General features: G+C 71.8%; 13 protein-coding genes and 2 pseudogenes. 6 read left to right on the forward strand and 9 right to left on the reverse strand.

Annotated elements, in window-relative coordinates:
* Window positions 1–74: 74 nt before the first annotated feature.
* Window positions 75–335 carry a hypothetical protein gene (locus ACFV6D_RS29935; RefSeq protein WP_380480296.1) on the reverse strand — a complete coding sequence of 87 codons (261 nt, stop codon included), beginning with the start codon at window positions 333–335 and terminating at the stop codon, window positions 75–77.
* A gap of 477 nt (window positions 336–812) precedes the next feature.
* Window positions 813–1,153 (reverse strand): annotated as a pseudogene (locus ACFV6D_RS29940) (transposase); the annotation flags it as partial.
* Window positions 1,154–1,565: 412 nt separating this feature from the next.
* Here ACFV6D_RS29940 and ACFV6D_RS29945 point away from each other — a divergent pair.
* The 3 genes and pseudogenes from ACFV6D_RS29945 to ACFV6D_RS29955 all read left to right on the forward strand — a co-directional run.
* Window positions 1,566–2,231 (forward strand): alpha/beta fold hydrolase, encoded by a 666-nt coding sequence (locus ACFV6D_RS29945; protein WP_380561868.1) that lies wholly within the window; start codon window positions 1,566–1,568, stop codon window positions 2,229–2,231.
* A complete protein-coding gene (locus ACFV6D_RS29950; RefSeq protein ID WP_380561870.1) occupies window positions 2,215–2,364 on the forward strand; it encodes a hypothetical protein in 150 nt (49 codons plus the stop codon). The genes ACFV6D_RS29945 and ACFV6D_RS29950 overlap by 17 nt, the downstream gene beginning before the upstream one ends.
* Before the next feature lie 186 nt (window positions 2,365–2,550).
* Window positions 2,551–3,435, forward strand: a pseudogene (locus tag ACFV6D_RS29955) (NADH:flavin oxidoreductase/NADH oxidase); the annotation flags it as partial.
* Window positions 3,436–3,637: 202 nt separating this feature from the next.
* Here the strand turns inward: ACFV6D_RS29955 and ACFV6D_RS29960 are convergent.
* Both ACFV6D_RS29960 and ACFV6D_RS29965 read right to left on the reverse strand, forming a co-directional pair.
* Complete coding sequence (locus ACFV6D_RS29960) at window positions 3,638–4,003, reverse strand: darcynin family protein (RefSeq protein WP_363378018.1); 366 nt, start codon at window positions 4,001–4,003, stop codon at window positions 3,638–3,640.
* 71 nt (window positions 4,004–4,074) lie between these two features.
* Window positions 4,075–4,968: an NAD(P)H-binding protein gene (locus tag ACFV6D_RS29965; RefSeq protein ID WP_380561872.1), complete on the reverse strand. Its 894-nt coding sequence runs from the start codon at window positions 4,966–4,968 to the stop codon at window positions 4,075–4,077.
* Window positions 4,969–5,075: 107 nt separating this feature from the next.
* On the opposite strand from ACFV6D_RS29965, the gene ACFV6D_RS29970 reads away from it, so the two are divergent.
* Entirely contained in the window at window positions 5,076–6,098 is a 1,023-nt protein-coding gene (locus ACFV6D_RS29970; protein WP_380561874.1) for a LysR family transcriptional regulator, read from the forward strand.
* Window positions 6,099–6,272: 174 nt separating this feature from the next.
* Here ACFV6D_RS29970 and ACFV6D_RS29975 read toward each other — a convergent pair whose 3' ends face one another.
* A complete protein-coding gene (locus tag ACFV6D_RS29975) occupies window positions 6,273–7,220 on the reverse strand; it encodes an SDR family NAD(P)-dependent oxidoreductase (RefSeq protein WP_380561876.1) in 948 nt (315 codons plus the stop codon).
* Window positions 7,221–7,327: 107 nt separating this feature from the next.
* Here ACFV6D_RS29975 and ACFV6D_RS29980 point away from each other — a divergent pair, with 107 nt between their 5' ends.
* Window positions 7,328–7,993: a TetR/AcrR family transcriptional regulator gene (locus tag ACFV6D_RS29980; RefSeq protein WP_380561878.1), complete on the forward strand. Its 666-nt coding sequence runs from the start codon at window positions 7,328–7,330 to the stop codon at window positions 7,991–7,993.
* A gap of 26 nt (window positions 7,994–8,019) precedes the next feature.
* On the opposite strand, the gene ACFV6D_RS29985 is transcribed toward ACFV6D_RS29980, so the two are convergent.
* The 4 genes from ACFV6D_RS29985 to ACFV6D_RS30000 form a co-directional block, all read right to left on the reverse strand.
* A complete protein-coding gene (locus tag ACFV6D_RS29985; RefSeq protein ID WP_380561879.1) occupies window positions 8,020–9,216 on the reverse strand; it encodes a cytochrome P450 in 1,197 nt (398 codons plus the stop codon).
* Between the two features lie 31 nt (window positions 9,217–9,247).
* Window positions 9,248–10,651, reverse strand: a complete 1,404-nt coding sequence (locus tag ACFV6D_RS29990; RefSeq protein WP_380340410.1) for an NAD(P)/FAD-dependent oxidoreductase — start codon at window positions 10,649–10,651, stop codon at window positions 9,248–9,250.
* A complete protein-coding gene (locus ACFV6D_RS29995; protein ID WP_063352161.1) occupies window positions 10,641–10,850 on the reverse strand; it encodes a ferredoxin in 210 nt (69 codons plus the stop codon). Before ACFV6D_RS29995 ends, ACFV6D_RS29990 begins: the two co-directional genes overlap by 11 nt.
* Before the next feature lie 127 nt (window positions 10,851–10,977).
* Entirely contained in the window at window positions 10,978–11,745 is a 768-nt protein-coding gene (locus ACFV6D_RS30000; protein WP_380561881.1) for a GntR family transcriptional regulator, read from the reverse strand.
* Between the two features lie 216 nt (window positions 11,746–11,961).
* Here ACFV6D_RS30000 and ACFV6D_RS30005 point away from each other — a divergent pair, with 216 nt between their 5' ends.
* Window positions 11,962–13,518, forward strand: coding sequence for an alkaline phosphatase family protein (locus ACFV6D_RS30005; protein ID WP_380561883.1), 1,557 nt, complete (start codon window positions 11,962–11,964; stop codon window positions 13,516–13,518).
* Window positions 13,519–13,654: the final 136 nt, after the last annotated feature.

The following is a 13,654-nucleotide window of genomic DNA, read 5'->3' on the forward strand; positions in this document are numbered from 1 at the left end:
CGTCTGCGACCTCTTCGGCGTCACAGTCAGCAGAACCGACCACTAGTGCAGCGCCGCGTTGATCCTTCGGGAGTTCATGCGGCTTTGAGTGGGCTGCCGTCGTAGGTCCAGCGGTAGGGCTTGGCGTCGTGTTCGTCGTAGGCCAAGACGAAGGTGGCGCTCGACGATGCCGGCAACTGGGGGGCCAGGGTGGTCGGGTTACTGGTGCGCGACTCGACCAGCGCGGTCAGGAGGGCGCGGTGGGTGGGGTGCGCCATGCGGTCGGGGGTGAGGTAGGCGATGTCGTCCAGGCGTTGGCGGTCGCGGAGGGCGGCACCGAATCGCACTGGACACATACGTGATCCCCAAATGGGGATCAACTCCGGTCGCTCGCATCCAGTTCGACGGCATCGCCAAGTGGCTCGGCGACATCCTCGCGGACTCCGTATCCAACGGAAAACCCCTCTCCGCGAGCACCATTCGGAAGATCCACGTCGTCCTTAAGAGTGCTGGACTATGCAGTGCGTGCGCGCCGGATTGCTTATAACCCGGCAATCGGAATCCCGCTCCCTCGCTACGTCCCGCCGGAGCACGTCTACCTGGAAAACATGCAGCAGGAAACCCTGGTGGCGCCCGCTCTCGTCAACCCATGGCATGCCGTGTCCCTCGCGTCCCTGGAGTACAGCACCAGGGTTCGCGGCCTGTGACGCAGTGTCAAGACTTCGCGACAACCGGTGCGACCCGCAGCTCAAGGCGGCGCGCACCAGCCGCCGCACGCCGGATCAGGGGTGCTCAGGCAGGTCGGTGAGCCGCTCGACCTGGGTGACCGTCCCGTTCACCGAGTCGACCGCGCACCTCGACCAGTCCAGCTTGCCGCGCGCCCAGCTCGTCCAGGACGACCCGGTGGAACTTGGCCCACACCCGGGCCCTGCTCCATTCGGTGAATCGCCGGTGGGCGGTCGGCCCGGACGGGCCGAAGCAGGGCGGAAGCTGGGCCCAGGTGCACCCGGACGTCGCGACGAACACGATCGCCACCAGCGCCTCCCGGTCGCCGTAGCGGCGCCCGACCACCGCCCTGTGGGCGGGTCGGCGCCGCCGGCACCACCAACTGGAACAGCTCCCACAACTCGTCCGGCACCAAGCGCTCCACGATCGTCACGGAAGCAGCCTGCAAGCCCAAATGAGATGTCTTTTCAATGTGCTTCGGGGCGGGGGGGGGGGGCCGGGGAGCGAGCCCCCCCCCCCCCCGGACCGCCAGTTTTTTTTTGGGGGCGGCGGGTTTGGAACGCCCCCCAACCCCCCCCCCGCTGTCGCCCCCGCCCCCCCACCCTGAGACCCGATATCAGAGCGCCGCGGGCGTGCGCGGCGCCCCTTTCGAGCTAGCACCACGGCCCTCTGACCTGCATGTTTGCTGTGGGCGCGGACGGTTTCGAACCGCCGACATCCGCCCTGCAAATGCAGTGATCGATGCGTTTGCGCTACGCTCGAATCACTAACACAGCGATCACTGCGAATGTTGCCTTGCCTGTCGACCACTACTCCCCACCGCCCGATACAGCCTTCACCCCGCCGCATCAGGAGACACCGTGACGACTGCCAGCAGGATCAAGAAGCACCGCCAGGTTCAGCGATCGGACCACACGACGATCCGCTACACAGCCAGCGGTCCGACCGGAGGACCGGTCCTGGCCCTCATCCACGGCTGGGCGTGCGACCGCGGCGACTTCGATGCGGTGACCGACCATCTGCCCGAGGACCACCGCGTCCTGGCGATCGACCTCGCCGAGCACGGCGAGTCGCGGTCGACGCGGGAGGTCTGGACCATGGAGGAGTTCGCCCGCGACGTGGCCGCCGTCCTGGAAGCCGAGTCGGTGGACACCGCGGTCGTCGCCGGCCACTCCCTCGGCGGGGCGGTCGCCGTCGAAGTCGGCCGACTGCTCCCCGACACCGTCTCGCAGGTGGTCGCACTCGACGCACTGCACTACCTGTCCCTGTTCCCGGCGCTGAGCGAGGAACAGGCCGAGGCGACGGTGAACGCGTTCCAGACGGACTTCGCCGCCGCCGTACGGGGCCTCGTCGAGGGGGGGGTCACCGGCCGGGACGGACCCGGCGCTCAAGGACGCGTACACCGAGAAGATGGCCGCGGTGCGCCAGCCCGCGGGCCTGCGGGCCATCGAGGGCCTGATGCGCTGGGACATGGACGCGGCGCTGCGCGAGACGAGGCAGCCGATCACCGTGTTCGCGATACGTGACCTGGTGACACGGGAGGCGATCGACCGCTACCGGGACCGCCTCGACATCGTGCTCATCGACCTCGGCAGCCACCACTTCCCGGCCGAGGCCCCCGAGGAGACGGCGAAACTGCCCTCCGGCGCCAGGTTCTGACTCGGCATCAGCTTTCTTGAACGCCGCTGCGGGCCGTGGGTCCGCCACGGCCCGCACCTCATCGCCGCGACAGCCCGGCGCTCCGTCTCGCCCCGCTCCCGCCGCCTGCCAGCCACTTCCCGAGGAAGAGAGCCCCCGCTGCGCCTGCGGGACGTCACCGTTCCCCATCGCCTGTGGATGTCCCCGATGGCCCAGTACGCCGCGGGCCCCGACGGGAAACCGACCGACTGGCATCTCGTGCACTACGGCGCACGAGCGGTCGGCGCGGTCGGTCTGATCATGGTCGAGGCCAACGCCGTGGGCCCGCTGCACCGGACCGGCGGACCTCGGCATCTGGAACGAGGAGCAGGCCGCCGCTCACCGGCGCCTGACCTCGTTCATGCGCGAGCGCGGCACCGTCCCAGGGGTGCAGTTGCAGGCCGCGGGCAGGAAGGGTCGCACCAACTGCCCTGGGTGGGCGCGGGGCAGAACGGTTCCGTGAGCGCGGCCGAGGGAGGCTGGCGGACGTTCGGCCCGTCGGCGGTCCCCTTCGGCGACCTGGACGCACCCCGGCAGGCCGACCGCGCCGACCTCGACGAGGTGGTCGAGGCGTTCGCCCGCGCGGCCCGGATGGCCCACCTGGCCGGGTACCAGGTCGTCGAGATCCAGGCCTCGCACGGATACCTCCTGCACGAGTTCCTCTCACCCCTGTCCAATCACCGGACGGACGAGTACGGCGGCAGCCTCCGGAACCGGACGCGCCTCGCGCTGCGCGTGGCCCGCGCCGTCCGGGAGGCCTTCCCGGCGGAGAAGGCCGTCTTCGTCCGGATCACCGCCACGGACTGGGTCGAAGGCGGCATCGGCATCGACGAGGCGGTGGCGTTCGCCGATGAACTGGCGTCCGTGGGCGTCGACTTGCTCGACGTCACGTCCGGACTGGCGGTGCGGGACCACGAGGCCCGCCCGCCGACGCGGGAGGGGGTCCACGTCGAGTTCGCGGCACGGCTCAAGGACGCCACCGGACTCGCGGTCGCCGCCGCCGGACAGATCGGCGACGTGTCGCTGGCCGGCGAACTGCTGGCGAGCGGGCAGGTGGACGCCGTGATGACAGGGCGCCCCCTCCTCCGCGACCCCTACTTCGCCCTGCGCGCGCCCCGCGGACCAGGCGGCCTGGCCCCACCAGTACCGACGCGCTCTCTGACCGCTCCTCTGGTCCTTCCGGGCCGATGCCCCCTGACCACGACCGGTCAGGGGGCATCGGCGCTCGTGCGCAGGTGGGCCGGTGGGCGGTGTGTCAGGTGGCGATGGTGGCGACGGGTTCGAGGCCGTAGGTCCGGGCGTAGCCGTTCTCGGTGCCGACGAGGAGGTCGACGACCTCGAAGTAGCGGTCCCAGAAGGGGGTTTCGCGCAGTGCGTCGACGAGGAGCTGGTAGGCGTGGTGGTCGTCGGCCTCCCACACCCAGACGTCGGTGACGCGAGCGGAGTAGAACTCCGTGTCGTAGAAGCGCGACCGGACGCCGGTGGTCTTGGCCTTGATGGCCGGCAGGACCTGGGTGGTGAAGGCGTCCACGCGTTCCTGGACGGTCAGGGCGAGCCATTCGGGCGTGGTCTTGACCAGCATGAACGCCGTGACCGGCGGTTCGGACTTTTCAGCGGACATCGGGGTGCCTCCAAAGCGGCAGGTGGTAGGGGTCTCCGGGCTCCGTGGCGCCCGGCACGGGGTGCTGGGCTTCAGGAGAGGACCGCGGGCTTGAGGGTCCGGGCGCACCACTGCTCGAAGCCGGTGGGGGAGGCGGTGTCCGGGGTGCGGGCGACGCCGGCGTCGAGGCCCTCGGCCTTGGCCCGCTTCATGTCGACCACGCCCTGGGCGAACGCCTCGTTGAGGCCGTAGCCGACGAGGGTGGTGTACAGCTCGTCGAGCGACTGGCGTTCGTAGCGGACGGGGCGGCCGAACTGCTCGGTCATGACGCGGGCCAGGTCGTTCGGGGACAGGTCCTGCGGCCCGAGGACCGGGACGCTGCCGATGCCGGTCCACGAGCGGTCCAGCAGCAGGTCGGCGGCGGCGGCCGCGATGTCGGCGACGGCGACGAAGGGGGCCTTGCGGTCGGCGTCGACGGAGTCGGTGAAGACGCCCTTCTCGCGGATCGAGTCGGCCTCCTCCAGGAGGTTCTCGAAGAAGGACGGGTTGGCCAGGGCCCGGTAGGAGACGCCGGTGCCGGCGATGAGGTCGTCCATCGCGAGGGAGGCGGTGACGAGGCCGGCCCGGTCGGCGAGCGGGGTGCCGCGGCCGAGCGCGGAGACGCCGACGACGTGGCCGACGCCGTGGGCGACGAGCGCCTCGACGGCGGCGCGGGTGAAGCCGCTGTAGGCGTCGTATGGGGTCAGGGAGGAGTCCGGGGGGACGAGCCAGAAGACCGCGTCCGCGCCCTCGAAGGCCCGGTCGAGGACCTCGGCGTCCGCGTGGGAGCCGGTGACCACGTCGACGCGTCCGTGCGCCGCGTCCGGGAGCCGGGCGGGATCGCGCACGATGACGCGCAGTTCCTCGCCCGCGGCGGGGGCGGACTCCAGGAGCTGGGAGAGCAGGTGGCGGCCGATGTTCCCGGTGGGACCAGTGATGACGATCATGAAAACCTCGTGGCTCGTGCTGGTTTCGATATGCCCTCATCCTGCTGAGATCCGCCGTGCTGCCACAATGGGAACTTCAGCACGGAATCATTGACTGAAATGGAATAATGCTGGTGAGCAGCCCCGATCCGGTCATCGACGCCAATCTCGCCATCGCCCTGGATGCTCTGCTGACCGAGCACAGCGTGACCCGCGCCGCCGCGCGACTGCACACCTCGCCCGCCGCCATGAGCCGCACCCTGGCCCGGCTGCGCCGCGTCCTCCAGGACCCCCTCCTGGTCCGGGCCGGGCAGGCCATGGTTCCCACCCCGCGCGCCGAGGCCCTGCGCGAGGAGGCCGCCACCGTGGTGCGCAGCCTCGGAGCGCTGCTCAGCCCCGGTACGAGCGTCGACCCCGCCGGCCTCCGCAACACCTTCACCCTCCAGGCCGCCGACCTGGTCGGCGCGGCACTGGCCCACGGTCTGCTGCAACTGGCCCGGCGGGAGGCGCCGGGGGTCTCGTTCCGGATCGGGGCCGAAGAGTTGGAGGCCGGGCCCGCCCTGCGCGACGGCCGGATCGACCTGGAGGTCGGATCCATCGACCATGTGGACCCCGAAACCCGGGTCGAGGAACTGGTCAGCCTCCGCATGGTCGCGGCCGTCCGGGCCGGCCATCCGCTCACCGAAGGGCCGCTGACCCCGGCCCGGCTCGCTGCCGCCCACCACATCGCGGTCAGCCGCCGCGGCCGGTTCACCGGCCCCCTCGACACCGCCCTGGCCGAGCAGGACCTCCACCGGCGGGTCAGCGTCGTCCTGCCCAGCCACCTGGCCGCGATGACCCTCGCCACCCGCAGCGACCTCGTCTGCCTGGTACCCGCCGCACTCCCCGGCGCCGCCCCCTCACCCCTCACCCACGACGCCGGCGCCCTCGGACTGCACCTCCTCGACATCCCCCTGGCCCTGCCGCCGCTGACCATCGGCATGGCCTGGCACCCCCGGCACACGGCCGACGGGGCCCACCGCTGGCTCCGCGACGCCGTCCGGCGGGTTCTCCGCACGCTGGCGGCGGCTGCGGGGCCCACCGCGGCGGACACGATCGGCCCCGCACAGGACGCGATCGGGCTCGCACAGGACGACACCGGCCCCGTATAGGACGCGACTGGCCATAGGACGCCGCCCCGGCCCGCGCGGACGCATGCCCGTGGGCAACAAGGCCGCGGACCGGACGGCAAGCCGAGGTGTCCCGCTCCGCAGCCGGGTGTCTACTCGCCGGAGTCGGTCACCGACGCCGGCCCGGATCCGTGTCAGGCGTTCCCGGACGACGCGCTACATCGTGCTGGCCGATCCGGAGGGAAACGAGTTCTGCCCGGACTGAACGACGGGGAACTTCACCCCGGTGAGGTCTTCGGAGACGGCCCACAGCCGCTGCTGGACGACCACCTCGTACGACTCCGGGCTGGAGGTGACCAGCCGGGGGTGGCCCATGAACTCGCCGCGTCCGCCGGGACCGTAGTACTGGCCGCCGAGCGCGGCGGGGTCGGCGGCGGCCCGCAGGGTCGGCAGCGCGCCCATCGCCGGCTTCTGGGTGATCAGCGGCGCGAGCCAGGTGAGCGGAAGCCGGAAGGCCGCGGGGAGGTTGCGGGCGAGCTCGGTGCTGGACACGCCGGGGTGCGCGGCCACCGCGACGGTGGTGCCGTGCGTGGCGAGCCGACGTTGCAGCTCGTACGTGAACATCAGGTTGGACAGCTTGGACTGGCCATAGGCAGCGGCCCGGCTGTACGACCGCTCCCACTGCAGGTCGTCGAAGTGGATCGCGGCCCGGATGCGGTGGCCGGTGCTGCTGACCGTCACCACGCGCGAGCCGGGCACCGGCAGCATCAGGTCCAGCAGCAGCCCGGTGAGCGCGAAGTGGCCGAGGTGGTTGGTGCCGAACTGCATCTCGAAGCCGTCCCGGGTGGTCTGCTTCGGGGTGTACATCACGCCGGCGTTGTTGATCAGCAGGTCGATCCGGTCGAGCCGGGACCGCAGCGCCGCCGCCGCGGTCCGGACGGAGTCGAGCGAGGTCAGGTCCAGCGCCTGCACGGTCACGTCGCCGGTCATGCGGGCCGCGGCCTGCTCGCCCTTCTCCACGTTGCGCACGGCGAGCACCACGGACGCCCCGCGCTCGGCGAGCGCCTTGGCGGTCTCGTACCCCAGTCCGGTGTTGGCCCCGGTCACCACGGCCACCCGCCCGCGCTGGTCCGGAATGTTCGCCGTCGTCCACTTCTCGCTCATGCCAGGCTCCCGACTAACTAACGTACCGAAGGTATCTTGCGCACGACGTTAAAGTACTTTCGGTACGTTGTCAACGTACCGCAGGTACCTAAGTTAGGCTGGTGATCATGACTTTCCAGCGGGCGCGAACCGAAGAGCAGCGGGAGATGCGTCGACGGGCGATCCTCGACACAGCGTCGGCGATGCTCGACGAGATGCCCGTGGCCGCGGTCACCCTGAACGAGCTCAGCCGCCGGGTAGGCCTGGCGAAGCCGAACGTGCTGCGCTACTTCGAGTCTCGCGAGGCGGTGCTGCTGGAACTGCTGGACCACTTCCTGCAGGAGTGGCTGACGGAACTGGCAGGCGAGTTGGCGGCCGGCATCGACGAAAATCTACCCATGGCCGAGCGAGCGGCAGGGGTGGCCGAGATCCTCAGCCGCTCACTCTCCAGCCGAGCGGTGCTGTGCGACCTCTTCGGCGCACAGGGCAGCGTCCTGGAACACAACGTCTCCGTCGAGGTCGTAGCCCGCTACAAGCGCGCCTCCCTGGACCGCCTGACAGCCATGACCGCCCTGGTCCTCAAGTACCTGCCGGAGCTGGGCGAAAACGCAACACTGTTCAGCCTGCAGACCATGGTCATGGCCGGCGCGCTGTCGGCGTACAGCACACCCCCGCCCAGCCTGCAGGCGGCCTACCAGGCCGAGCCCGACCTGGCCCGCTTCCACCTGGAGCTGAAGGACTACTTGAAGCAGGCCCTGACCGCAACCCTCCTGGGCGTGCTGCCCCGCGGCTGACCTGCGTTGCACTGAACTGAGCGGCCTCAGAGGTGGACGGGCAGGTGGCGGGGTCCGCGGAGCATGGCGTTCTGCCGGTAGGGGGGCGGATCCTGGACCAGGCGTGCCGTGCCGAGGCGGGGGATCAGCGCCCCGAGCGCGGCCTCGGCTTCGATGCGGGCGAGTGGTGCGCCGTAGCACAGGTGGATACCGCTGCCGAAGCCGAGGTGCTGGTTGTCCGGGCGGGTGGGGTCGAACCGGTCCGGCGCGTGGAACCGCTTGGGGTCGCGGTTGCCCGAGGCCAGCGCGAGCACGACGGAGGCGCCTGCGGGGAGGGTGGTGCCGCCGATGTCGATGTCGGCGAGGGGGATGCGCTGGCGCATGTGGACCGGGGGTTCGTAGCGCAGCAGTTCCTCCACCGCTCGCGGCAGCAGGTCCGGTTCGCGACGCAGCTGGTCCAGCTGCTCGGGCTGGCGCAGCAGGGTGAGCACCCCGTTGGCGATCAGGTTCACCGTGGTCTCGTGTCCGGCGATGAGCAGCAGCACGGCGGTTTCCGCGAGTTCTTCCTGGGTGAGCCGCAGGGCCGGGTCCGGTTCGTTGACGAAGGCGGAGAGCAGGTCGTCGCTCGGATTGCCACGGCGCTTCTCGGCGAGGCCCGCCAGGTACCGGCCCATCTCGCCCCGCGCCTGTTCGCCCGCCTCAGCGCCCGCCTCGTCCCGCCCGGAGGAGTCCGCCTCGGGCCGGACGTCGGCGGACGCGACGAGCGCGTCGGACCACGCCCTGAAGAGCGGCTCGTCCTCACGCGGCACGCCGAGCAGGCGGCAGATCACCGTGACGGGCAGCGGGTAGGCGAGGTCGTCGACGATGTCGATCCGGCCGCCCGCCTGGAACGGCTCCGTCAGTTCCCCGGTGAGCTGGACGATCTCGCCGCGCATGGCATCGACCCGGCCCGGGCTGTGCGGGGGGCCGAACGGCCGCATGGCCAAGGTGCGCAGTCGGTGGTGCTCCGGGTCGTCGAGCCGCAGGAACGGCGGCTTGTGCGTCGTCTCGCCGCAGGTGCGGGGATCGACACTCATCCGTGGATCGTGGAGCAGGGCGGCGACCTCGTGGTAGGTGCCGATCAGGTAGCTGCCGTCTGCCTGCCGGACGACGGGACCGGCCTCGCGCAGTTCCGCGTACAGCGGGTAGGGGTCGGGGCGGTTCGCGTAGTCGGTGATCCGTGCCAGCAGGGTGTCGGAGTCCATGGTGGCTCCTCGTCGTTGGGCGGGACGTGGGTCAGCCGCGGGGCTGCACCACGGTCAGTCGACGGTCGGGCAGGTATCCGGTGAGCGCCACGGTGGGGCCGTGGGAGAGCCCCTTCGGATCCGGCACGTCGGACGGAATCGGGATGTCCGCCGCGAGCGCGCGGTCCGCCGCGCCGGGCGGGGGCGGGAACGGCGCAGCCGTCTCGATCAGGTGCCGGTAGTAGTCGATCGACTTGGCCATGTCGACGGTGACCGCCGCGGTGATCCGCCCCTGGTAGCCGTAGACCATCGCCAGGCGGCGCGCCTCCAGAGAACCCTGGGCGATGACCACGTGGTCGGAGAAGGTGGGCACGCCCACCGACTTGATGTTGAGCCCGAACTGGGTCGACCAGAACGTCGGGAGGGCGAGGTGCGGGCGCCGCAGCGGCCCTGGGCTGACCATGTTGTGGGCCGCCACCCCGGCCTGTTCGACCGCGTTCCCCCAGTGTTCGAGGGAGAGCATCTGGTAACCGAACAGCGGGTGGGGGAAGCGGGAGACGTCGCCGGCGACGAAGACGTCGTCCGTGACGATTCCGTACATGTTGAAGGCGCGGCACCCGGCGTCGCAGGCGATTCCGCGCGGGCCCGCCGCCAGGCCGGAATCCGCCAACCACTCGACGTTGCGGACCGCCCCCAGCGCCACGACGCACACGTCCGCCTCGACGCGGCTGCCGTCGGACAGCTCCGCGCCGGTGAAGCGGCCGCCGCCGTCCCCGCGCAGGGCGGTGACCGTCACGCCGGTGCGCAGGTCCACACCGTGGTTGCGCTGCATGGCGGCCGCGAGTTTCGCCAGGGTGCCGCCCAGCGCGCCCACCAGAGGTGCGGGGCCGCGTTCGGCGACGGTGACGTCCAGTCCGCGCTCCCGGCAGGCCGAAGCGATCTCCGAGCCGGTGAAACCACCGCCGATCACCAGCACCCGCCGTGGCCCGGCGGCCAACCGCTCGGCCAAGCCGCCGGCGTCCTCGCGGGTACGCAGGGTGAACACCCCGTCCAGGGCGGCCTCCTGCGGATGGGGCCAGGGCCGCGCCCGGGTCCCGGTGGCGATCAGCAACCGGTCGTACGGCAGCGACTCGCCATCGGCCAGCATCACCCGCTTCCCCAGGGGGTCCAGGCCGGTGGCGCGTACGCCCAGCCGCCACTCGGCGTCCGGATCCCGGCGCATCGGCAGCCCGGTGGAGTCCGCCGCAGCGTGGCCCAGCAGCACCTGCTTGGACAGCGGCGGCCGGTCGTAGGGCGGATGAGGCTCGTCGCCGACCACGGTCAGTGAGCCGGTGAACCCCTCCTCCCGCAGCGCCTCCGCGGCCCGCAACCCGGCCAGCGACGCGCCGACGATGACGATCCGGCCCTCTGTCTGGTAACCGGCCCTCTGGTCACCGGCTCCCTGGTCACCGGCCATCAGCGCTCACCTCCTCGCCGAGGAGGATGGCCTGGACCGGGCACGCCGCCGCGGCCTGGCGCACGCGCTCGACCTGGTCGTCGGGGACAGCCGGGGCGTACAGCAGTCCCTCCTCGCCGTGCAGCTGGAACACCCTCGGCGCGAGGAACACGCACTGTGCGTAGCCCTGGCAACGCGTGAGGTCGACAACGGTCCGCATCCCCACCACTTCCTCTGCCGCCGTACCCCCTCTCCCTTCCAGCATGGGACGAGAACCGGACGCGCGCAGCATGGGACGAGAACCGGTGCCGAGACGCGCACCTGCCGCGAGGAGCGCAGTACCGGCTTCAGTCCCGGTCGGGGGCGTGCAGGGCGAGGGTGAAGCTGAAGCGGTCGCCGCGGTAGAGGGTGCGGACCTGTTCGAGGGGGTGGCCCGCGGCGTCGCGGCTGCGGCGGTGGAGCAGCAGCATGGGCAGGGCGGGCGGGGTGCCGATGAGCAGGGCTTCGCGGGGGGTGGCGAGGACCGTCTCGATGCGTTCGTCGGCGCCGCCGAGCCGCACACCGCACTCGCGCAGGTAGCCGTAGAAGGAGCCTTCGGGGTCGAACTCCCGCTCCAGGCGCGGGACTCGGGCGACGGGGACGTAGGTGGACTCCAGGCCGACGCGTTCCTCGTCGGCGCGCAGGACGCGTTCCAGGTGCCAGAGGGGTTCGCCTTCGGGGACGGCGAGGTGCTGGGCCATGGGCGGGTCGGCGGGGAGGCGGTCGAGGGTGATGAGGGTGCGGCCGGGGCGCAGCCCCTGGCGGGTGACGCCTTCGGTGTAGCTGGCGAGGGAGAGCGGCTGTTCGATCTTGGGGCCGGCGACGACGGTGCCGCGGCCCTGGCGGCGCAGACGGCCTTCGAGGAGGAGGTCGCGCAGGGCCTGACGGACGGTGGCGCGGGCGACGTGGTGGCGTTCGGCGAGGTCGGCTTCGGTGGGCAGGCGCCCGCCGGGGCCCAATTCGGCGATGAGGTCTTCGAGTTGGGCTTTGACCAGGTAGTACTTGGGCACCCGGCCGTGGTCGGGGACGCCGGAGCGGGCGGGGGCGACGGGGGGCCGGGGGGTGCCGTGGTTCACCGCGCCACCTTATCGAGCGGCGGTCCGGCGCCATCGGTCCGGCGCCATCGAGTGGCGGTTCAGCGCCCCATAGATCACGGAATGGTAACCGGTCTGGACTGAATTTCGGCGGTTGTTCATACAACCGTGGATCCGGGGAGGGCTCCTCCTCGTACGGGCGCCCCATCCTCGGTGCCGGTGCAACCGCACCGCGTCGCCCCCTAGTTGGGAGCCCCTGTGCGCATTCCCCGCTCCACCCGGACCGTCACCGTGGCCACCGCCGTAGCCGCCGCGGCCACCGTGCTGCTGCCGTCGGCGCCCGCCGGCGCCTCCCCCGCCGCTTCCGCCGCAGCCGCCTCCCCCATCGCGGCCGCCCCCGCCTACAAGGGCCTGCCGGACGGCACCAAGCAGGCCAAGACCCTGGTCATCGGCGTCGACGGCACCCGCTACGACAAGCTGGCGGCCGCCGACGCGCCCAACCTCAAGGCGCTGATGGCCGGCGGCATGACCGCCACCAGCAACCTGTACGCCAACCCGCTGGCGCCGACCCTGTCCGGGCCGGGCTGGTCGACCATCGCCACCGGCGTGTGGCCCGACAAGCACCAGGTCAAGGACAACGCGTTCACCGGCGCCCGGTTCGACCAGTACCCGGACTTCGCCAGCCGCCTGGAGGCCGCCGACCCGGCCGCCTCCACACTGGTGATCGGCTCGTGGAACCCGATCACCGGCAACGTCTTCAACGGCAAGGCGGACCTGCGGATCGCCGAGAACGAGGACGACGCCAAGACCGCCTCCGACGCCGCCGACTACCTCGCCCACGGCAACCCGGACACCGCCTTCCTGCACTTCGACGGGATCGACGAGGCCGGGCACGCCTCCGGCGGCGCCAGCGCCCAGTACGCGGCCGCCATCCACACCGTCGACGCGCTCGTCGGCCAGGTCGTGCAGGCCGTCAAGTCCCGCCCCACGTACGGCTCGGAGGACTGGCTGATCGTCGTCACCACCGACCACGGACACACCGACGCCGGCGGGCACGGCGGCAACAGCGCCAACGAACGGCAGACCTTCGTGATCGCCGACGGCGCCGGCTACCCGGCCGGCTCCCGGCGCTACGACGTCAAGCCCGTGGACATCGCGCCGACCGTCCTCAAGCACGAGGGCGCGGCGATCGACCCCGCCTGGCGCCTGGACGGGCAGCCGATCGACGAGATCGCCCCGGACGCCTTCGACGCGCTGCGCCCCGCCCTCCAGGGCCGGGTGGACGAGACGGGCATCCCGGCCACGGTCCGGGGCTGGACGCACACGCCGCCCAGCGGCTGGAGCATCGACAACTCCCGGATGCCCAGCGGCGGGGTGACGGAGTGGCGCGGCTGGGCCTTCGCCACCGACGAGTTCTGGAGCGCCACCCAGCTCGGACAGGGCCGGGAGACCAACGTGCGGGCCCGCAACGTCTTCGCGGTCGCCGACTCCGACGAGTGGGACGACAAGGCGCACGGCGCCGGCCAGTTCGACTCCACCCTGGTCAGCCCGGCCTACCCGGTCGCCGGTCTCGGCCGGGCCACGCTGTCCTTCGCGACGAACTACAAGGTCGACGGCCCGCAGACCGGCGACGTGTACGTGGTCTTCGACGACGGCGCCCCGCAGCTGGTGAAGTCCTACCGCGCCGACCTGAACACCGTCGAGCACCTGCCCGTCACCGTACCGGCCGGCGCCACCACCGCGCGCCTGCAGTTCCGCTACACGGGCACCAACAGCGCCTTCTGGACGGTCGACCAGGTCTCCTTCGGCGCCTGACACCGCTACGGGACCGACCCCGCCACCGGCCCGGGGGGGGGGGGGGGCCGGCCCCCGCGGGCCGGGGGGCGGGGGCGCGCGCGGCCGCCCCCGCGGCCGCGCCCCGCGCGCCGCGCGCGCGCCCCGCCCCCGCCCC

Origin of the sequence: Kitasatospora sp. NPDC059812 (assembly GCF_042732075.1) — a bacterium.
Classification (GTDB): Bacteria; Actinomycetota; Actinomycetes; order Streptomycetales; family Streptomycetaceae; genus Kitasatospora.